At 30.8% G+C, this 21,747-nt stretch carries 18 protein-coding genes and 1 riboswitch; of the genes, 2 read left to right on the forward strand and 16 right to left on the reverse strand.

The features are described from left to right. Positions 1-11: 11 nt before the first annotated feature. The 12 genes from trxB to KPL50_RS18180 all read right to left on the reverse strand — a co-directional run bounded on the left by trxB (position 12) and on the right by KPL50_RS18180 (position 13,613). Positions 12-938 carry a thioredoxin-disulfide reductase gene (gene trxB / locus KPL50_RS18130; protein ID WP_216299950.1) on the reverse strand — a complete coding sequence of 309 codons (927 nt, stop codon included), beginning with the start codon at positions 936-938 and terminating at the stop codon, positions 12-14. Between the two features lie 28 nt (positions 939-966). Further along, on the reverse strand, positions 967-1,344 hold the full coding sequence (locus KPL50_RS18135) for a GrdX family protein (RefSeq protein WP_216299951.1): 378 nt from the start codon (positions 1,342-1,344) through the stop codon (positions 967-969). A 141-nt stretch (positions 1,345-1,485) separates the two neighbouring features. Then, entirely contained in the window at positions 1,486-1,554 is a 69-nt protein-coding gene (locus KPL50_RS27985) for a hypothetical protein (RefSeq protein ID WP_375372944.1), read from the reverse strand. Next, positions 1,520-1,670: riboswitch (glycine riboswitch) on the reverse strand. Its footprint overlaps the gene before it by 35 nt. A gap of 289 nt (positions 1,671-1,959) precedes the next feature. After that, entirely contained in the window at positions 1,960-2,799 is an 840-nt protein-coding gene (locus KPL50_RS18140; RefSeq protein ID WP_216299952.1) for a DegV family protein, read from the reverse strand. Between the two features lie 110 nt (positions 2,800-2,909). Next, positions 2,910-3,377 (reverse strand): tRNA (cytidine(34)-2'-O)-methyltransferase, encoded by a 468-nt coding sequence (locus KPL50_RS18145; RefSeq protein WP_216299979.1) that lies wholly within the window; start codon positions 3,375-3,377, stop codon positions 2,910-2,912. Between the two features lie 155 nt (positions 3,378-3,532). Beyond that, positions 3,533-5,047 carry a DNA mismatch repair protein MutS gene (locus KPL50_RS18150; RefSeq protein ID WP_216299980.1) on the reverse strand — a complete coding sequence of 505 codons (1,515 nt, stop codon included), beginning with the start codon at positions 5,045-5,047 and terminating at the stop codon, positions 3,533-3,535. A gap of 280 nt (positions 5,048-5,327) precedes the next feature. Then, on the reverse strand, positions 5,328-6,107 hold the full coding sequence (locus KPL50_RS18155; RefSeq protein WP_216299953.1) for an NUDIX hydrolase: 780 nt from the start codon (positions 6,105-6,107) through the stop codon (positions 5,328-5,330). A 310-nt stretch (positions 6,108-6,417) separates the two neighbouring features. Next, positions 6,418-7,245: a Cof-type HAD-IIB family hydrolase gene (locus KPL50_RS18160; RefSeq protein ID WP_216299954.1), complete on the reverse strand. Its 828-nt coding sequence runs from the start codon at positions 7,243-7,245 to the stop codon at positions 6,418-6,420. A 116-nt stretch (positions 7,246-7,361) separates the two neighbouring features. Further along, positions 7,362-9,710 carry a transglutaminase-like domain-containing protein gene (locus tag KPL50_RS18165; protein WP_216299955.1) on the reverse strand — a complete coding sequence of 783 codons (2,349 nt, stop codon included), beginning with the start codon at positions 9,708-9,710 and terminating at the stop codon, positions 7,362-7,364. After that, positions 9,707-10,891, reverse strand: a complete 1,185-nt coding sequence (locus tag KPL50_RS18170; protein WP_216299956.1) for a DUF58 domain-containing protein — start codon at positions 10,889-10,891, stop codon at positions 9,707-9,709. The genes KPL50_RS18165 and KPL50_RS18170 overlap by 4 nt, the downstream gene beginning before the upstream one ends. Position 10,892: 1 nt before the next feature. Next, positions 10,893-11,834 carry a MoxR family ATPase gene (locus tag KPL50_RS18175; protein WP_216299957.1) on the reverse strand — a complete coding sequence of 314 codons (942 nt, stop codon included), beginning with the start codon at positions 11,832-11,834 and terminating at the stop codon, positions 10,893-10,895. A 363-nt stretch (positions 11,835-12,197) separates the two neighbouring features. Continuing rightward, positions 12,198-13,613 carry a VanW family protein gene (locus KPL50_RS18180; RefSeq protein ID WP_216299958.1) on the reverse strand — a complete coding sequence of 472 codons (1,416 nt, stop codon included), beginning with the start codon at positions 13,611-13,613 and terminating at the stop codon, positions 12,198-12,200. 198 nt (positions 13,614-13,811) lie between these two features. Here KPL50_RS18180 and KPL50_RS18185 point away from each other — a divergent pair, with 198 nt between their 5' ends. Beyond that, positions 13,812-14,852 (forward strand): M42 family metallopeptidase, encoded by a 1,041-nt coding sequence (locus KPL50_RS18185; RefSeq protein ID WP_216299959.1) that lies wholly within the window; start codon positions 13,812-13,814, stop codon positions 14,850-14,852. A 55-nt stretch (positions 14,853-14,907) separates the two neighbouring features. Here the strand turns inward: KPL50_RS18185 and KPL50_RS18190 are convergent, their stop codons facing one another. The 4 genes from KPL50_RS18190 to KPL50_RS18205 all read right to left on the reverse strand — a co-directional run bounded on the left by KPL50_RS18190 (position 14,908) and on the right by KPL50_RS18205 (position 19,268). Then, complete coding sequence (locus KPL50_RS18190; RefSeq protein WP_216299960.1) at positions 14,908-16,353, reverse strand: hypothetical protein; 1,446 nt, start codon at positions 16,351-16,353, stop codon at positions 14,908-14,910. Then, positions 16,346-16,852, reverse strand: coding sequence for an RNA polymerase sigma factor (locus KPL50_RS18195; RefSeq protein ID WP_216299961.1), 507 nt, complete (start codon positions 16,850-16,852; stop codon positions 16,346-16,348). The genes KPL50_RS18190 and KPL50_RS18195 overlap by 8 nt, the downstream gene beginning before the upstream one ends. A gap of 288 nt (positions 16,853-17,140) precedes the next feature. Beyond that, positions 17,141-17,812, reverse strand: coding sequence for a spore cortex-lytic enzyme (gene sleB, locus KPL50_RS18200; protein ID WP_216299981.1), 672 nt, complete (start codon positions 17,810-17,812; stop codon positions 17,141-17,143). Between the two features lie 193 nt (positions 17,813-18,005). Further along, positions 18,006-19,268 carry a magnesium transporter gene (locus tag KPL50_RS18205; RefSeq protein WP_216299962.1) on the reverse strand — a complete coding sequence of 421 codons (1,263 nt, stop codon included), beginning with the start codon at positions 19,266-19,268 and terminating at the stop codon, positions 18,006-18,008. Between the two features lie 596 nt (positions 19,269-19,864). Between KPL50_RS18205 and KPL50_RS18210 the strand changes: the two genes are divergently transcribed. Next, positions 19,865-21,718, forward strand: coding sequence for a YgiQ family radical SAM protein (locus tag KPL50_RS18210; RefSeq protein ID WP_216299963.1), 1,854 nt, complete (start codon positions 19,865-19,867; stop codon positions 21,716-21,718). Positions 21,719-21,747 lie beyond the last annotated feature (29 nt).

A 21,747-nucleotide genomic window follows, 5' to 3' on the forward strand; every position in this document is an offset into this window, starting at 1 on the left:
TTTAATATAAGCTAGTTAAATTTATCTTCAATGTAATGTTCAGCATGAGTAGCTGCTATTGCACCATCTGCTGCCGCTGTAATTACCTGTCTTAGTAATTTTTCTCTTATGTCTCCAGCTGCATATACTCCTGGTATATTAGTTCTCATTTCTTCATCAGTAATAACGTCGCCTCTATCATTCATATTAATCATACCTTTAAACAATTCAGAAATTGGAAGATATCCTACAAATACAAAGCATCCATCTACTTTTAAATCACTTAATTCGTTAGTTTTAACATTTTTTAAAACTAAACCCTCTAAAATTTCTTCACCCTTAGCCTCAACTGCTACTGTGTCCCATATAAATTTAATTTTAGGATTTTTAAAAGCTTTCTCTTGAAGTGACTTAGCACCACGAAGCTCATCTCTTCTGTGTATTACTGTAACACTTTCACCAAATTTAGCTAAGTATATAGCTTCAGACAAAGCTGAATCTCCGCCTCCAAGTACTGCAATGTCTAAATCTGTAAAGAAATCAGCATCACAAGTTGCGCAATAAGAAACACCTTTTCCTCTTAGTTCAATTTCATTTTTAAATCCACCAAGTCTTGGATATGCTCCTGTTGCAATTATAATTGTCTTAGCTTTGTACGTTTCTTTCTTACATTTAATTTCTTTAATGTCTCCTTGAAGTTGAACTTCAACAACTTCATCCTTAACAAATTTTGTTCCAAATTCTTCTGCTTGCTGTTTCATTCTTTTACTTAAGGATGTTCCTGTACATTCTTCAACGGAACCTGGGTAGTTGTCTAATTCATCCGTTGTAGTTGCTTGTCCACCATACTTCGCTCTTTCTATTATTAACGTATCCATTCTTGATCTTGATGCATAAAGCCCAGCAGATAATCCCGCAGGACCTCCACCAATAATTATAGTATCGTAAATATGTTCCATAGCTTGCGCCTCCTAATTTTTAATATGTCTAATTTATTGCATGGTATATTAAATCAGAATCTATAAGTTGAAAATCCAACAATATTTTTTCATTCCACAGGGGTGTTTCAAAATCATTCAAGAATTTTTCTGTGGTCATAATGCTTTCTTCTATTATAGATAACGATTGCAAGTCAACTTTACTTAATTTCTCTTTTGATATACAAATGGTTCTATAAGGTGTTTCGTTAGGCTTTATGCTACTCATTAGTGGGTGAGTTAATAATTTATGGCCCACATGAATATTATCTCTAACCTTTTTTAAAATATCCATCATAGTTCCTTCAATAAGAATCACCTTATATTTACTTTCGAATTGTTCTTTAGACATTGGATTATTTGTTACAATAATTAATGGTTCTATCAATTAATCCCCTCCTTGCATTTCTCTAAGGTAAAATAACTATTAATTGTTATTCAATCTACTTAAAACACATTCTAGTACAACAAAAAAGACAGATATAAAAGCCCCTTGTGCCTTTATACTCTGTCTTTTAACCTGAGAGGTTTACTCCGTCGGTGCTATTCGCTTTCCAGAGGTATGTCCATTTTTGGTACTTTTGCCTGAGAGATTCACGTTGCATAGGCTGCAAAACTTACTCCTTCGGCTATCTTAAATAGGTTAAATCTTTTCTATTACATTTACAACGATTTACCCTTGGATAATTTAAGATCATCTCCCTAAAATATCATCCATTCCAATATTAAATTTTATTTGTATTTTATTTATCAGTTATCAGCTATTAATCTATCATATAGTTACAGTATACACTATTTTTTTTGCAGTAACCATAATGTTTTGAATATTAACTATTTTAATTATCTATAGCTGTGATTTAAATATCAAATAGTTTGTTATTTTTTTATCATTTACGAATCATATTAAATATCTTTATAAAAAATAGAATTAAAAAACTATAATTACATTTTATACAATATATACTTTTTTTAGACTACTGACTATTTATTTACTCAATGGACTTTAATACTCTTCAATATAAAAAACACCACAAGCACCTTCACCAGCATGTGTTCCCACAACACACCCCACCTCACACTCTATAAAGTCCATTTCTCTTAGATCCATATGCTCTCTTAAACTCTCTAAAATGTTTTTATCACTTGACTGTAATAATATACTTGTTTCTCCATTTCTAATCCCAGTTTTGTCTACAATTTTTAAAATAGTCTTTATTGCTTTTTTTCGACCACGAGCTTTATCTATTACAGCCATTTCACCATCTTTTATAGTTAAAATCAATTTTATATCCAATAAGCCGCCTATAGCTCCAACAGTTTTAGACAATCTGCCACCTTTCACTAAATTATCCAAGCAGTCAAAGGCAATTGCACTTTTTATATGGGGTATTGTTTCTTTAATTTTTTCTTCTATTTCAAATACGTCATATCCATCTTCTTTTAGCGTGCAGGCTTTCAAAACTAATAGTCCAAGACCTGAGGTAACATTATAACTATCAATCACTATAATGTCTTCTGTTTCTAACATGCTTTTAGCCATACATGCAGATTGATAAGTTCCACTCATTTTTGAAGATAGATGAATAGAAACTATCTTATATCCCTCATCTAAATATTTTTTATAGCATTCATAAAATCTGTGTGGATTTACCTGAGTGGTGCTAGGAAACTCTTTAGAATTCTTCATTTTATGTAAATATTCTTTCAATGTAATATCTACGCCATCCATATAAGTTTTATTTTCTATGTTCACCAGTAGCGGTAAAACCTCTATATTGTATTTATCAATAACAGCTTTATTTAAATCGCAGGTGCTATCTGTTATTATTTTGATCTTTTCCATTTTGCTCCTCCTTGCTTACCTCTGGGGGATATAACAATTATTAATTACTATGCACTATACTCATCTTCAAAAATAACTAGTTATTATAGTAGTCTATTCTTTAAGTTTTCTTATTTCATCTCTGGAAACCCCATTTGCCTAAGAGCTTCATATGTTGTAATCGCAACAGTATTGGAGAGGTTAAGGGACCTAGTTGTACTATTTATCATTGGTACTCTTATACATCTTTCAGGGTCACTATCTCGAACATTATCCGGAAGTCCCGAGGATTCACGTCCAAATATTATAAAATCACCCTTTTTATATTCTACTTCTGAATATAATTTTGATGCCTTTGTTGTAGAATAGTAGAATGTATCATCTTTATATTTTTCTCTAAGTGCCTCATATGAATCATGTATCTCCAGTTCTAGAAAAGGCCAGTAATCGAGCCCCGCCCTCTTCAGTTGTTTCTCCTCTAAACTAAATCCAAAGGGTTTTATAAGATGAAGTTTGCAGTCAGTAAGCACGCAAGTTCTCCCAATATTCCCTGTGTTCTGTGGGATTTCCGGTTGAAATAAAACTATATTTAAATTAATATCCTTTTTCATAAATTCTTCCTCCCTGACATCATTATAAGACCTTCAAAGTATTCTAATTATTATTCCAATTGAATAAACATATAAACTATATTACCCTAAATATAGATAATAGTAAAGATTTAAGCCACCATTAGACACCCCTATCCACAGAACTACAATAGTTTTTCAATAATCTCAGCTCTTTTATATGCTCTATCTGTTATTTCTTTTGGATAACACATGTACTCTAAAAGTTTTATGGCATTTCTTGTTTGAGAAATTCCTTTTTTTATCTTATAATCAAAGCTTAACCCTTTACTAGTATCAACAGTTTCACTAAAGTAGTAAAACGCATAATTTTCTTTTAAAATGTCCACTAGTTCTCTATCATGTGTGGCTACAATAGAAATACTTTTTCCACGGTTTATATATGTTAATATTTCAGCTGACATAGAAATTCGCTCTATGGGGTTTGTGCCCCTAAATATCTCATCTATAGGACAGAATACAGGCACATTTTTTTCTAGTGCTTTAATTATTCTGTGAATTGACTCTACTTCTGCCATAAAGAAACTTTTTCCCTTTGTTAAATCGTCATTCGGGCTAATTGATGAAACTATGTTAAAAAAAGGAGCCCTATACTCTTTAGCTAAAACAAAATAAAAGCTCTGAGCCAAAATCATATTTACGCCCAGCATCCTTAAAAAAGTAGACTTTCCCGCCATATTTGTACCTGTAAGTACAATACCACCCTTCTCTATATTAATTGAATTCCCAACAGCATTCTCTATAAGAGGATGTATTCCTTCTACTATATTTAAAGTAACATCTTTTGTAAACTCAGGTTTTACATAGGCTTCGCTTAATTCACGCTCATACCCTGAAATAGAAATTAGTGCTTCTAATTCCCCAACTATGTAGTAAAGGTCCATTAAAACTTCTTTTTCTTCTTTTATTTTGTCGGATATAGAATAATAGGCAGTTTCTTCCAGAAGAAAGATTACGGAAATAGATTCAAATAATCCTGCCCACATATTTATAATTCCAATTAATCTTGTACTTCTATCTATACCTTTTATAGATTTAAGTAAACAGGTTATTTTATCCTTATAATAAATAATGTCTTTATTATCGAAACTTGCAATTTTTTTAGCTGCCACAATATTTTTTCTTAAATAGAATATACCATTAGACTTAATAGCCCTTACCTCTTTAGTGTTTATTGCCATATTTATAGAGCTTAGTCCAACCATTACTATCATAAATTTAGCATTAACAAAAATCGAAATAAGAATCGTTATTAGTGGTAATATTTTTCCAAGAACAGTATAAATATAATATTTTGTTTTATTTATGGTAAGATCATTCTCTATCATATCTAAAAAACCATTTTTAAAATCATTATTTAAATTAAAGAAAATGCATTGAAGATTCTCTCTTAATTTATTATCCTCTTTAAATATCTGAATTAATTTCCCTCTTTCTTTTAACCCCTCTTCAGCCATTAGTGGGTTTCTTAACATTGAGTATAATGCTGCTTCTCCCGAACTGCTATAGGCCCTATCCAATTTTTCATACACCTTATTCATATCTAAATCCGACCATGTTTGATTATCTAAGGTATAGTCAGTTTTTTCACTCATATCAAAGAATTTTCTAATCTTTTCAAAATTTCTTGCCTTATCCATCTCTTTATTATTATCATTTCTTATTAATCTTAAAACTCTTGTGTTCCAAAACTCCTTTAAAGTATTTAAAATCGTTTTCCCTATATTCAAGTCTTTTTCCCCCTTTTGCCCTCTCAGTGCATTTCACATTATAATTGTATCATAATATGGAGTTTTATCATAAAAAAATCACCCCATTATCTCTTAATAATGGGGCTTACTTTAATATTTATCATACTAAGTGCTTCTTTGTTTTCTAGAATAATTAAATCCATCATATTTTCTACTAAACTCATTAACTTCACCCCATACCTAAAACTGCTCTTATTCCCACTGCGGCCTCCAAAGTTGCAATAAGATTCCCATCCTTCGCTCTTTTATCTTTAGTAATAAATTCCTCTATAGCTTGCTTATTAGCATCAATAAAAATTAAGGATCTTATTTCTTGCATTTCCATTTTTAATGCTAAATCTTCATTATGCTTATTTAACAGCACCTTAAGCTCATCTTCATCAATTAATAATTCCAATTTAAAAATAGCTGATAAAAAGTTACTTTGCCCCCCACTTTTTAAATAGCAAGGCTTCAAGCTTTTCACAGTACTTTTATTTTCAACCTCAATGCCTAGCTCTTCTAAAATTTCTTTTTTTATATTATGCTCTAAGTCTAAAATTTCTCCTTTAATATCACCCTTATCTATGCCTCCACCAATAAACTGAAGCTTAAAAGGAAATGCTGTCCCCTCATTCATTTCACCAATAGCAAATTTATTATCATTAGTTTCAATCAAAACGGAGGTATGAATAATTCTGCAATCATTATCTTCATAATTATTTTTATTTATGGTATACAAAAAATGCGCATAGTCGGTTAAGCCAACAAAGATATTTACACCATCTTCATTAGACTCTATATTATTAATTGTAAATACATCTCCATTAAAAAACTTTTTGCCACTGATTAATAAGTTTTCCCAATGCTTATTAACAGCTTCACTATAAGCCACGGGCAAAGTTTTTTTTTGATTTGTATAGTATACTTTTATATTATTGTTAAATTCAGAAATAATAGTCTCGCTCATATTATTTGCTTCCTTTCTCATGCTAATATGCCAGGACGATCCCAACTAATGATAGTCATTTTGAAACTTAGGTGTTTTTTCTTAGATTATGCTAACAAAAGTATATATTGTGCAGAATGCATTTGAATAAGCCTTAGTAATTCAAAATTTATTTTATTTGTAGGTGCGTGAAGAAAAATATATGTTTGAGCGTCAGCGAGTTTATGCTTTTTAGCAACTGCAAATAAAATAAATTTTAGAATTACTTGGCGATATGAAAGCATTCCAACAATATATACTTTTCGTTATAGCATAATCTAAGAAAAAATTGTTATACTTCTAAAACAAATTTTTCAATAACCTTTGCTACTCCATCACAATTATTACTATCAGTAATATATTGTGCAGCCTCCTTCACCACCTGGCTTCCATTCCCCATAGCAACCCCTAGCCCAGCAAATTTAATCATAGATAAATCATTTTCACTATCCCCTATACAAATAATCTGATCACTACTTATTCCATAAAAACCCCCTAAAATTTTAACCGCATTCCCCTTTGATACTCCCTTATTCATCACTTCAAAATTATCAAAACGAGAACTTACCACCTCAAAATCTTCCATCCCTTTTAGCTGAGTTTTTGCACTCTGTAATTTCTCCAAATCCTCATCTATTGCTATACCCTTGAAAATTTCACCCTCATACTTCTCAAATATCTCGTCCCAATCCTCAACTAGCACTATTTCAACCTGCTTATCCTTAGGCAGTGTTTTATTAACTTCTTGATAAAAACATGAGGAATATATTAATTTCTCTGTAAAAACTATATTACTGGTATAATAGTGTGGATATAGATTGTACTGCCTAAACACCGCAAGAAGTTTCCTGCATTTTTCAGCCCCTAAGGTTGACTTGTAAACTACTTCATCTCTATCCTTCTCTATAATATAAGCTCCATTTGAGGCTATTACTGGAGACTTAACGCTCAGAAGCTCCGAAAAAAAATCTGCGGAAGTAAAAATTCTTCCTGTACATACTGCGATTCTTACACCCTTTTCACTTGCTAATTTTATAGCACGATGATTGTTTTCACTAATAGTTTTTTCATCATTTAACAAGGTGCCATCCATATCAATGCATATTAATTTATAGTCCATATTTTTGCCTTCCTTCTTATGTGTTTTGTTTAATTTTTCTTAAGTTATAGGAAATAAACTAGGCCAGCTAGAAGTGCCTAGCCTAGTTTAAGCTTTAATACTAGCTCGTTAATTATTTAAATACCTAGGTACTTATTCAATAGATATTGGAACCTGCCTTCATATTCTTTTAAATATCCCTCCAAAAACTTATAGTATTCACTATTACTGAGTGTCACAGCTGAATGTTTGCCATAGTTCTCTTCATATGACCCTCTAACTAAAATTTTCATTTTTTCTTTAAGCTCTGAATCCGTCATTTCCTCTGTAAACTCCAAGTCGCCTTGATATTCCGGTTTAGCTATTCCTACTTCCGCTAATCTATAGCTATAATAATTGTATAGCGGTGCCACTTTTTTAGATTTTAATAGCTTACTTCGCCTTATAAGCACCTTTATAATTCGAATTAGAATAAACAATATGACTGCCGACAATATATTTATCGTCCTAAGTTGCACATCTGAAAGCACACCTACCTTATTTACTGCTGCTCCTTGTGCGGGGTCAATATCCTCTATAATATTTTTAGGTTTACGAATAGAATTTATATCCACATCACCGCTATTATCAGTATTCTTCTGCTGATGTTCAAGTTCCTTTAATTTTCTTTGCATTTCTTCAGAAGCTGTAGGTGATGCATCTGCTATTGTCCACATATTAGAATATTCAAAAGCCCCAAGTACTACTTCACACCAGGCATGAGCGTCAGCATTAGAAACAATGTATTCTCCACTATCATCTTTTTTATCAGGAGTTTTAAATCCCTCTACATATCTTGCAGGCACTCCTGCTATCCTGCACATTACAGTCAATGCTGTATTAAAATAAGTACAGTATCCCTTTTTCTCCACGAACAAAAAATAATCAATAAATTCACTATCCTTGGGTATTGTTGAAACCTGCAAATCATAGGTATAATTTTTTGTTAAATAATTTTTAATTTGTAATACCTTATCTACACTGGAAGTAGAATCTTTTGTAATGTCCTGGACTAAATCGTAAGTCCTTTTAGAAATATTTTCTGGAACCTGAAGATATTCATCATAATCTTCTATTAATTTAATATTTTCCCCACTGGTATTATATGAAAATTGGTCTTCAATAGGAGATCCTCTATTAATAACTGCTTTAGGTTTAGGCTGTAAATAGTAACTCATTGGAAGATTAGATGAATCCATTAAACCATTGTTCTCTAAGAATTTTTTATTAGAGTCTCTCACATCTTCAATAGTATAAATGGCTTCCCTATATTCATGAAAGTTTACATTATAGGGTTTTATAACTGCCTTTTCACTTAAAACTACGGAAGTCATATCATAATACAATGCATCCTGCACGTCATTCACTTTAAATGCATAGTTAGGTACAAATATTGTATTTGTTTTAAATTTTTTATCGGGAGATATTGTTAAGGATTTTTCTCCCGTTGTTGTGTTTAAGTTAAACTTTGCATAATACATAGGCTTACCACTTAGTATTTTAAAGTAATTTTCATTAGATTTAGTCCATTTATTCCCATCATAAAAATCTTTAACATTTCCCTTTAAATAATAAGGCTTATCACTTTTAACCTTAAAAACTTCTTGATAATTAATTGTAATAGCTCCCCCTAATCTTTGATCATTACTGCTGTAACCAGAGCTAGACAAACTATATTTATCTTTATTGGCTGAGGAAGCCCCAGCTGCATCAGATGCAAATTTATTTTCAAAATAATTACCAAAATAAGTGAAGTCGCGACCATTATACTCCTGTGGTAACATAAGGGTTATTTTAGAAATTAACAATGATAATATAACTCCATAAACTAAGACGTAACTAAACTTTAAAGATACATTTACTCCTTCATCCTTATACCTGCGAATTCTTTTAATGTGGCTTATAATAATAAAAGTCAATGAGGAGATAAAAATATATATAAACAAATGCTCTTTAACTACACCATAGCTATTAGAAAACCATAATGAAATAACTGCCCCAAGAGTTACTATTAATATAAAATCCACCATAAATCTAAAAGTTACCCATAAAATTAGTATAGTAACAAGTGGAATTAGCACCATAAGTATAATTTTATATTGATAAAAATAAGTAGTAGAGCCCTCATATATAAGATCATTTAAAACTATAATATTTTCCGAAAAATAATCAATTAATATGTCCTTTACGGGATAAGCTCTATTAAAAAAATAAACACTGCCACCGCCAATACTAAATATAAACAAGGTAAATAAAATTTTGTAAATTGATTTTTTAAGTACACACTGATAAAACCAATAAATTAAAAACCCTATTATGAATAGTAAGGTCGTAAATCCATAATTAAAATTTTTAATACATATACCTTTTTCTAAAAGTCTTAAAATAAAGTTAAAATTTATAAATATTAGAACTATGTATATGAGTTTTTCCTTTATCCACTTCATTGATTCACCTTCTCTACGGCTTTCTTAAAATTAATACAATCTATTCCCACATTTTTAAGAAGATTAATATTTTTGTGAACATTTGTGTTTTTAAAATTATTTGTGATATTTCCATAGTAAAACACACTAATTCTATATCCCATTCCATTTAAATTCATAACCAGATCTCTTAAGCTATCATCAACAGCTATACTTATAATTCCTATCCAATTTCCTTTAGGAATATGCCGTATATTCGATTTTATAAAGCTAGTAAATTCTAAAGTAGCATCACTTTTAGATTTTAAGAAGTATTCCATTAGCCCTAGAAAATCTTCATTAGACTCCACTTCTATGTTTTTTTGCTGCTTTGCATGTATAAACAACTTAGTTTTGATTCTATTAATCACCATATATCTTGCAAGGGATACCGAGAAATCTACCATATCTTCCTCAATGATTTCAAATAGTTCATTAGCCAAATTATCAATATGCATATTCATAAACAAATTACATTCCGTGCCTGAAATCGAATCAAAATTCTTCACATACAATTCTCCATACTTAGCACTTAATTTCCAATGCACTTTTTTAAGATTATCTCCTGTATTATACTTTCTTATATCTTTAATTAACGTAAAATCATCGATTCCACTCTTGCTATTAATACGATTTTCAAAACTATACCGTCCTCCTAAATTTATACTGCTTAAATCATATACCTTAGGATATACCTGAATATTAAGCTTATTGTGGATATTTATTACTAATTTAAAGATATAAAATAAATCATTTACCTTAAGAGATATATCTGAAAAATCATATATTCCCCTTTTTGTAAAAGTGATTTTATTATTAACCCATCTACTCTTGTCCCCACTTATAAAAATCACATCCCCACCATATCCTTCTATTAGCGAACATAACATTTTGCTTTCAACGTGAACATAGGGCGTGGGTATTATCCCTAAATTCTCCACTATTATAGTAATATTGGCACTGTCTCCTACATTATAAATTTTACCATCATATTTAAATTTAGCATTCAAGCCTTTCTTAGCCATAAGCATATAAATTATTCCTAGTACTATGCTAATTAAAAATACATAAAATATTGAATATGGTAAATTACCTCCTGATATAAATGCGAAAACAAAAGCCACTATACCCAGAGATATTGTTTTTTTATTTATCCTAATCATGTTATTTCACCTTAGGAACTTGAATAGTCTTTAATATATCTGAAATTACCTGCTTCGTAGTATAATTATTTGCCCTGGCGGATGAGGTCAATGTTATTCTATGACTTAAGACAATCATTACATTCCCCCTTATATCCTCAGGTATAATGTAATCTCGACCATTTATAAGCGCAGTTGCTTGCGCCACTCGTTGCAGCGCGAGTGATGCTCTTATGCTTCCTCCTAGAACTATAAAACTATTATGCCTGGTGGCATTAACTATTTTAACTATGTATTCATTTAACTGTTTTTCCACATGAATCTCTCTAACCTTTTTCTGCAAATATATAATATCATCATCCGTTGCTACGGGCTCTAATTCTTCAATAGGATTATTTTCCCTATATAGATCTAATATATTCACTTCATCATTTGATTGAGGATAACCTATACTTACTTTAATCATAAATCTATCTAGTTGCGCCTCTGGCAATGAAAAAGTACCCTCGTACTCTATAGGATTTTCAGTTGCTAAAACTAGAAAGGGTTCTTTTAACTTATATGTAATTCCCGCTTCTGAAATTTGTTTTTCTTCCATTGCCTCAAGTAGTGCAGACTGTGTTTTAGGTGATGTTCGATTTATCTCATCCGCCAATACTATATTGGAAAAAACAGGCCCTTTTTTATATTCAAACTCCATTGTTTTTTGATTATATATAGAGACTCCAATAATATCTGAAGGTAAAAGATCCGGGGTAAATTGAATTCTACTATATGATAAATTTACTGACTTTGCTAATGCTTTTATAAGTGTGGTTTTGCCTACCCCTGGAACATCTTCAATTAAAATATGACCATTAGCTAATATTCCTTTTAATATATTGTATACTTCAAGCCTCTTTCCCAAAATAACTTTTTCTATATTATCTGCAATCCTATGAACTAATTCCACTTCATTTGTCATAATATACCCCCCTCGCCATACTAAGAAATAAACACTACAATAATCATAATATTTAGATAATATCATAGTATTTATATAATATCATGTTCTTCATTATTTATCCATTAATTCAATTATTAAACTTGATTTTTTTACTATAATTTGTAGATAATAATCTTGAAGTTTTATCATGTAGGAATTTGTGATCAAGAGCAGATGCAGATAAAATAAATTTTAGAATTACTTGTCGAAGGTGAAAGCATGTAGGATGTTCTACTATCAGAACATCCTACATGCCGAACCTTCATGGGATTCTTAAAATACTGTCATAATATAAGAAAAAACATAACGTTAATTAAAACGTTATGTTTTCATATATATCTATTATTGAGGGGCTGTAACTGGTGGTACTACTGGCGGTACTGCTGGAGGTACTACTGGAGCTATTGTATTCTTCTTCTTAGTACCGACTTTTACAATGCCATTGATAACGTTAAAAGTATCCTTATTTATAACCTCAGTATTAATTAGTTTACCATTTTCATAAGTTTTCCTAGACACTTTGACTTTATATCCATTATAACCTGTTTTAACAATGTCTTTTGCGCCTTCATACATAGTTGCATCATTTATAATTTCTGTTTTCGGCTGAGTAACTTCCAATATTTCACTTATAATTTGATAAGTTCTGTTAGATAATGTAGAACTAGAATAAACATTGAAATAAACGTTTCTGTTTGATATTACTCCTTCAATATACATTGGGTATTTATTGGTATTTTTAAACTTATAATCAAGATTTCCATAATCTACTGTTGCATCCTGTCCTTTTGGAATATATCCTGAAGAAATTGTATGGTGAGTTCTTTCTACAGAAACAAGACCAGTACCCAGTATTGCATTATATAGAGTAGATGAAACCTGGCATATTCCACCACCTAGACCTTGTTCTATTTTATCTCCAATAATTACTCCTGCGCTTTGATAGCCTCTTGCTGACGTTCTCTCTCCTACCGTCCCATTAAAGCTAAACACATCTCCAGGCATTAATAGAGTCCCATTAATACTGTTAGTTGATAGCCCTATATTGGTTGCTCTGCCTTGTGCTGAGCTTGCATAGTTCGTAGAATAAGTAGCTATCCTTGTATTTATTGTCTTTAATGCTGTTGTTGAAATTTTAGGTTTTACTTGGGTTACTGGGGCAACAATACTTATAACATCTTCAGAAAGAGCACCATTGATTTTGCTTTTGATGTCTTTTTTTAATGCATCCTCTTGTAACTGCATTCCAACAATATCATTAGTAACATTAAATTGACCACTACTACCCATCGCTATAGTTGCATCTACAGCCTTTTTATTTGTATTTTTAGCTATTTCCGTAAGCATTTGATCAACAATCTTATCATTATAGTTAAAGGTTAGCTTTATTTGCTTTACAACAGGACTTTTTATAGCTTTATATTTTTGAAACATATTCATTTCTCTTCCATAGCTATACGCCTCTTCTATTGCTTCATTGATATTGTACTTTGCATCTAGCTTTGAGTAGTCTAAGGTATATTTTTTCTCCTCAGTTACTATATCAATCTTTTTCTTAACCACCTGGCTTGAATACTTGTCCATCATTAATTTTTGGGCTTCTTCCTTTGTTTTCCCTGTTAAATCTTCATTTTCTATTTTAACTGTAGGTAAAATCAAAGTATCCCAATGTTTTACTTTAACATAAGAATAGCTAGTAAACATAACCGTCCCTACTAAAATCAAAATTCCTGCTATTATAATTGCTTTTTTCTTCATATAAATTCTCCTTTTCTACTCGTAAATATTATACTACAAAGAAACTAATATTCCTATACACTTTTACTTTTTTATGCTCGTTTTTTATGCCTGTTTTTCATTTTTATTTATTATTTAAGTTAAATTTTTTAGTTTAAATTCAACATATTTTATGGTAAAATTATGCCTATACTAATTTCATCTATAAGGAGTGATAATATGAATTATAATGAAGATAAAATTAAATACTATTTAAAGAATGTTCTATCAATACCTAGTCCTTCTGGTTATACTGAAAAAATCATGAATTACATAAAAAAAGAGCTTCAAATTTTAAACGTACAATACTTCGAAACCAATAAAGGTGCTATTGTAGCTACCATAAAAGGCAAAAATGACGAACATCAAAGAACACTATCTGCTCATGTGGATACACTTGGTGCAATGGTTAAACAAATTAATTCCAGTGGAACCCTTGCAATAGATCCTATTGGTGGATTCATGATGAATTCTATAGAAGGTGAAAACTGCACTATAGAAACTATCGATGGTAAAATTTTCACAGGAACTATTCAGAGCACGAAACCTTCAGTACATATTAGTGGAAACGATGCTCGCGAGCTTAAAAGAACCCCAGAAAATATGGAGGTAATTCTTGATGAGAGAATTTCTTCAAAAAAAGAAGTTGAAGAACTGGGCCTGGGCGTTGGTGATTTTATTTGCTTTAACGCGAGAACACTATTTACTGAAAAAGGCTTTATAAAATCTAGGCATCTAGATGATAAAGCTTCAGTTGCTATTCTACTTTATGCTATAAAACACATAGTAGAAAGTAACATTGAACTTCCATATACAACTAATATATTTATTAGTAATTATGAAGAAGTTGGACATGGCGCTTCTGCTTCAATGCCAGAAAAAACTAAAGAGTTTGTATCTGTAGATATGGGTTGTCCAGGTCTTGATCAAAACTCTTCTGAATATAGTGTTTGTATCTGTGCTAAAGACTCATCAGGCCCTTATGATTTAGGACTTCGAAAAAAATTAACAGATATCTGTAAAAAAGAAAATATAGATTATAAAATAGATATTTACCCACACTATGGTTCTGATGCTTCAGCTGCTCTAAGAGCTGGCTATGATATAAAAACGGCTTTAATTGGGGCTGGAATTTTCGCCTCACATGGTTATGAAAGAACTCATATGGATTCTATATTATCTACTTTAGATTTAGTTGTTAAATACTGCTTAGAATCATAATGAATATAAAATTGGTAGTAGAAATTTTCTACTACCAATTTTATATTCTAAACACTTATTTATCTATTTTAATCTTAATAAGCTCAAATATTTGTTCATCATTGTTTTTTCTAATAACATATATTTCTTTATTATTAGAAGACCAAATACTCTCAAAGTAGCTATATTTACTGCTTACCTTAAGGTCACTAGTAACACTTCCACTTTTTACAGCCTCTGCCCAAGATTGAATACTCTCACTATTTATATTAACTTCTTTATTTGTTAAACTATGGGTGTTTTCAGTTGCTAAATCAAAAACCCATAGGCTTGAAAATGTCTTTTGAATATAAACATCTTTTTTACCAGTATTTTCATCATAGTTCTGAGTTTCTTTATCTTCTTTTACATAACTTATTGTTTTACCATCATCAGAAAAAGCAGGATTTTTTCCGTTATCTATAAACTTTTTATTTTTTGTTTCTAAATCTAAAATATATATTTTACCTTCAGTTTCATAAACTAACTTATTACCATCTTTTGATATCATGGGATTTTTTCCATCTACAAGTTTACTAGGTTCCTTCCCATTTTTATCAGTTAAATAAATAGCGCCATTTTTTTCGCCAATAATTCCATTTTTCAGGTCTACCTTTTCTGCTTTATAATAAATTATTTCATTATTTGGTGTAAAATTAGGCTTTTCAACTATTTGAGTCTTCTCGTTATAAGCTATTAATTTTTTTTCTATGGAAGATTCAATATCCTTCACATATATAGCGCCCTCTTTAACATTAAGTAGGCTCTTTTCACCAGATGAAAAACTTGAGTCGTATAATTTCAAACTAAAACTTACATTCTCTTTTACGTTCTCCATTTTTGGTACATTGGTTGCATTAGGTACACTAGGCGTAATAGGAATATTAGGTACATTAGGTGAATTTATTGAGGCTATAACTGTTGAAACACTAGTATTTCCTTGGTTCTTATTTACACCTTCACTTATGCCAGCACCCTTGCCTATAGAATTTACCTTGCCAGTGCCCTTATTTATTATACCATTATTTTCTTTACTGTATTTGCCCAGCGAATTGTCAACAGTACTACCTTGACCATCTTTTTCTATGCTTGGTATCTTATTCACATCATCGCTAATTGCTACTTGATCATTAGCTTTTGGCACATTTACTTTTCCACTATCCATCGTGGAATTCTTCACACTACTTATAGCCTTATTATCATTAGAATTTCCTTCGCCTTTTGCAAACATATTTATACTTGGAACATCAATAGCATTGAATATTGTCCCACTTACAAATGCGCAAATTACAAAGCCTGAAGCGATTTTAAAGTATTTACTTTGTTTTAAGTTATTCTTACTTTTAGAAAGTTCTGTAATATTGTTGTATTTGTCTCCGAACTTTATCCTATTTTTCAAATCACGTTTAAATTCATTATCAATAACAATCTTTGCTGCATCCTTGTACAATAATTTTTCTATATAAAGTTCATCGCTAACCAATTACATCACCTCCTAAACTATGTTCATAATTTTTCTTGATTTTCTTTATAGCTCTTGAAATAGTTGATTTAACAGTATTTTCTGCTATATTTACTGTTTCTGAAATTTCTCTGAATTTGAGTCCACCATAAAATCTCAAATAAAGCATTTTCTTTGTCTCTTCTGGCAATCCGTCAATTATTTTTTTTATTCCATTAAACTCATCTCTGATAACAATATCTTCATATCCAGTATCTTCATCCCCTCTATCCAAAAAACTTTCAATAGGAATTACTTTACTGTTTTTTCTATAAAAATCTATAATAGTATTATGAGCTATACGAAAAATCCAATTTTTGCTTGCTTCGACTTCAGTAATTTTATCTTCATTTTCAAATATTTTAGTAAATACAGTAGCGATTATATCTTCCGCATTCCATTTGTTTTTTACAGAAACAAATATATATCTGTATACACAGTCATAGTACATATCATATAGCTGTTCGAACTTGCTTTGCATTAAGAAGTACCCCCATCACAATTTGTTAATTTTAATACTACTTGTTATTAAAAAAACATTTCGATTAATATACGTGGCTTTTTGTGTTTAGTTGCATATTTTACTAATTTTTATATAAAATAATTAGAAAATTTTAGAAATATCTACAATATTGTAACATAATTTTAATAAGGCTAATGCTATTTTCGAAATAAATTTTCGTATTAAATAAACTGGAATAAAAGCCCACAGTGTATATAAATTTTGTAATTTTATATACACTGTGGGCTTTACACAAGAAAAATTTAATTAGCTACAAAATCTATGCTTACCAATGACTTTTATAAGTGTCCGTGACCAAATCCACTTATTAGTACTTGTTGCAGGATTAAAATAAAATACTGCTCCCCCAGAGGGGTCCCAACCATTTATTGCATCTCTTGCAGCCCTTATAGAGCTTTCTTCAATTTTCGCATTTATTTGTCCGTCTACTATAGCTGTGAATGCCCCTGGTTGATAAATCACTCCTGCTATGGTAGATGGAAATCTTGCATCTCTTGTTCTGTTTAAAATTGTTGCTCCAACAGCCACTTGCCCTTCATAAGGTTCACCTCTAGCCTCACCATTTATGAGTCTAGCCATTAAATCCACATCCTTATTGTTTGTTACATTTTGGCTGGAAGCTGTTCCACTAGAGTCTGCTGTAGTAGGCATTATACCCATGGCTGCAAGTGTTTGGCTTCCTGCTATTCCATCTACATTAAGTCCATTGCTTGTTTGAAATGACTTAACAGAAAGATACGTATTATAGCCATATATTCCATCAACACTATCATTATGGTATCCCCATTGTTTTAGTTTAGTTTGAATTTCTTTAACTTTGTCACCTCGCGCCCCATATTTATAAACCGTTCCTATTGCTGCCTTACTAGAAATATTAAAATAAGCTTCACTTGCAAAATATGCAATTAGAATAATCATAAGCACAGCGCTGCATCTTTTGAGTAAATGTTTATTAATCTTCAATATATTCCTCCTTAGCTCGTGTACATGAAAATAATTAGGTCGTTAGTATATTATTTTCATGTGCCTAATATATACTCTTTATTATCAACATTAGTTTGTGCTAAATTTCAAAAAAAATACACTATGCTAATTAAAGCATAGTGTATTTTTATATAATTTTTTTAAGTTTTCTTTTCCATCTGGGAGATAATAGTTCTTCAATTATATCGTTCATAATTACTATTCCACATAATTTTTCCTCTAAGTCTACTACAGGCAGCGAAATTAAGTCATATTTCAATGCCACTTCAATTGCATCCTCAATATCCTGACAATCTTTTATTTTAATAACCTTATCATCCATAATGTCTTTCAATTTCTGCCCTGGAACTGAAAGAACCAAATTTCTGAGTGAAATAAATCCTTGAAGTTTTACATCTTCATCTACAATATAAATGTAATGTATTACTTCATCTTCTGGCTTAAGTTCCCTTAGAATCTCTATAGTTTCACTTGCTGTAATATTTACATTAAAAGATATGAAATCCTTATTCATTATGCTCCCAACAACTTCATCCGGATACTCCATAAGGTCTCTAATTTCTTTTTCATCATCACTGTTAAAGTTTAGAAGAATTTTTTCTACATCTATTTCCTTCATTTCATCTAAAATATCAGCAATTTCATCATTAGGCATTTCATCTAAAATCTCTTGCGCGCGTATGTTGTTTATGGTACTTAAAATATCTGCTTGAATCTCTGGTTGTAGTTCCTCTAGGGTATCTGCTGCTAAATCTTTATCAAGGCTCTCAAAGATTTTGTTTCGTGCCTCAGTATCTAGCCCCTCTAAGATATCCGCAAGGTCTGCAGGATGGAGCTTAGTCAATTTCCCGTAGGGCTGCGTTAGTTTTAAGCTATCAGCTACCATTTCTAAAGATTGAACACTTTCCCAGGTTATACTATTCTCCTGAGGTTTTCTCCCCAATATATCATATAAAAATCTAATTATCCCATCTAATTTATATTTTCTTGTAGCTGCAATAATACCTGATTCCACGGCTACAACTCTTATTTCTCCACCTATCTTATTCATGGTTAAATCATTAACTTTAACCACTTTCTTGCCATTGACATCAACTATTTGTTTGTTCAATAAATGTTTAGACAAAAGGTATGAGAATTTCCTAGGAATTATATCTTTAACTCCCCTTACTCTCAGCACTATTCCTTTTTCCTCTTTACACATATCTATATTTCTAAATTCATAATTAAAAATTTCTCTTCCTTTTTTGATTTTATATCCTATAACTCTTGGATATCCCTGCTGCGTGGTAACGTAAATGTCATATAACTTCCCAATATTATCCTCAAATTCATCATACACATTTTGATTGAGTACTTTGCTTAAAAAAAATTCTGAAACTTTTTCCATGAATATTCCTCCTCTTTTGCAGAGAAAAAATATAATTAATAACCCATTGATTTTTAATCACAATTAAAACTATATTAATTTCTAATACAACAATTTCTCTGCATATCAATATTAAATTTTAGAATTAATTTTGACCTTCTAATCCGAGGGCCATTTTCCATCTAGTTTCACCACCTATAAAATTTATGCTAATATATTAATACATTTTTTTACTTTTATTTAAAGTCAAAAAAATAATCTCTCTATAATATTATATTATAAATACTCCAAAATGCAACTAAAAAAAGAGAAATTCAATTAAATTTGTCCTCTAAACCCTTTTAAATAGTTCTAGTAACTTGTATATCATTATTTCTCATTATTACTTCATAATACATATAATATTTTCGTTTTTTTCCTTTTGCAAAAACACTTAAATATTTATAAGCTTTTATAGTTCATATTTTTCTATTGTTATGTTAATATTATTATGTGCATAAAAATAAATAACAAATCAAAAATGCGCTTATTTATTGCAGTGTGCTTAACTAGTTAACAGAAAAAAAAGAACTTTAGTTCAACGAACTTTAGTTCGACCAATCTGTTTGGAGGATTATATGGAAGTAAACAAACAATTTTTGCCTATTAGTATGGCTGATTTAAAAGAAAGAAATATATCTCAATTGGATTTTATAATAATTACAGGGGATGCATATATTGATCACCCATCCTTTGGAACTGCTATAATCGGAAGAACCTTAGAACATCAAGGCTTTACTGTAGGTATTATAGCGCAACCTAATTGGGAAAACGTTGATGATTTTAGAAAACTTGGAAAGCCTAAATATGGTTTTCTCATAAATTCTGGTAATATAGATTCTATGGTTAATCATTATACTACTTCAAAGAAAAAAAGACGTACAGACCTTTACTCTCCAGGTGGCGAAATGGGCCATAGACCTGATAGAGCGGTAATTGTGTATTGTAATAGAGCTCGCGAAGCCTTTAAAAATGTTCCAATTATAATTGGCGGTATAGAAGCAAGTCTTAGACGATTTGCCCATTATGATTATTGGGATAATAAAGTAAGGCGTAGCTTATTAATTGATGCTAAAGCAGATTTACTAATCTATGGTATGGGAGAAAAAACTATAGTTGAAATTGCTAATCTTTTTAAGTATGGCATGACCGTAGATAAAATGACTTCTATAAGAGGGACTGTTTATGCTTCAAAAGAAATTGGCGAACTTAAAGATTTCATTGAAGTACCATCTTTTGAATCTGTAAGTGTTGATAAAATCGCTTATTCAGAAAGCTACAAATTACAATCCTTAGAACAAGATGATATAAGAGGAAAGATTGTAGTACAAAAACATAATGATAGATTTGTCGTACAAAACCCTCCTCAAATATCGCTAACTCAAAATGAAATGGATATAACTTATGATTTGCCATATACGAGGACCTATCACCCCTTATATGAAGCTAAAGGTGGTATCCCTGCAATAACTGAAGTTGAGTTTTCTATAACAAGTCATAGAGGTTGTTTTGGTAGTTGTTCATTTTGTGCACTAACTTTTCATCAAGGTAGGGTTATTCAAAATAGAAGCCAAAAATCCATTATAGAGGAAGCGAAGCTTTTAACAACCTTAAGGAATTTCAAAGGCTACATTCACGATATTGGTGGTCCAACAGCAAATTTTAGACATAGAGCTTGCAAAATCCAGGAAAAAGTAGGTGTGTGCAGAGATAAGCAGTGCATGCATCCAGCTCCTTGTAAAAATCTTATTATTGATCACACTGAGTATTTAGATTTATTAAGAAAGGTTAGAATACTTCCAAACATTAAAAAAGTTTTTATTCGTTCTGGAATAAGATACGATTATTTGATTTTCGATAAAAACACTACCTTTTTTGAAGAGTTATGCCAGCATCATATTAGCGGACAATTAAAAGTAGCTCCTGAGCACATTAGTGACAAGGTGCTCGATCAAATGGGCAAATCCAAAAAGGAAGTCTACGATCGTTTTGTAAAAAAATATTTCGAAATAGATAAGAAATTAGAAAAAAATCAGTTTCTGGTTCCCTATCTTATGTCAAGCCACCCGGGCTCGGACCTTGCGGAATCAATTAAATTATCAGAATATATAAAAGAAATGGGCTACACTCCAGAACAGGTTCAAGACTTTTATCCAACACCAGGAAGTTTATCTACTACAATATATTACACTGGAATTAATCCTTTCACCAAAGAGAAGGTATATGTTCCAAATGAGCAAAAAGAAAAAAACATGCAAAGAGCTCTGCTTCAATTTAAAAATCCAGAAAACTATAACCTTGTAAAAGAAGCTCTAACAAAAGCCCATAGAGAAGACTTAATTGGTTTTGATAAAAACTCCTTGATACCACCAAGACCTTTAAAGACAAACACTAATCCTAAATTCTCAAGGAATAGAAATCACAAAAAATAAAAAAAGCATATATGGCTAGGGGTTCATTC

The organism is Clostridium sp. CF012 (assembly GCF_018861755.1).
Taxonomy (GTDB): Bacteria; Bacillota; Clostridia; order Clostridiales; family Clostridiaceae; genus Clostridium_AD.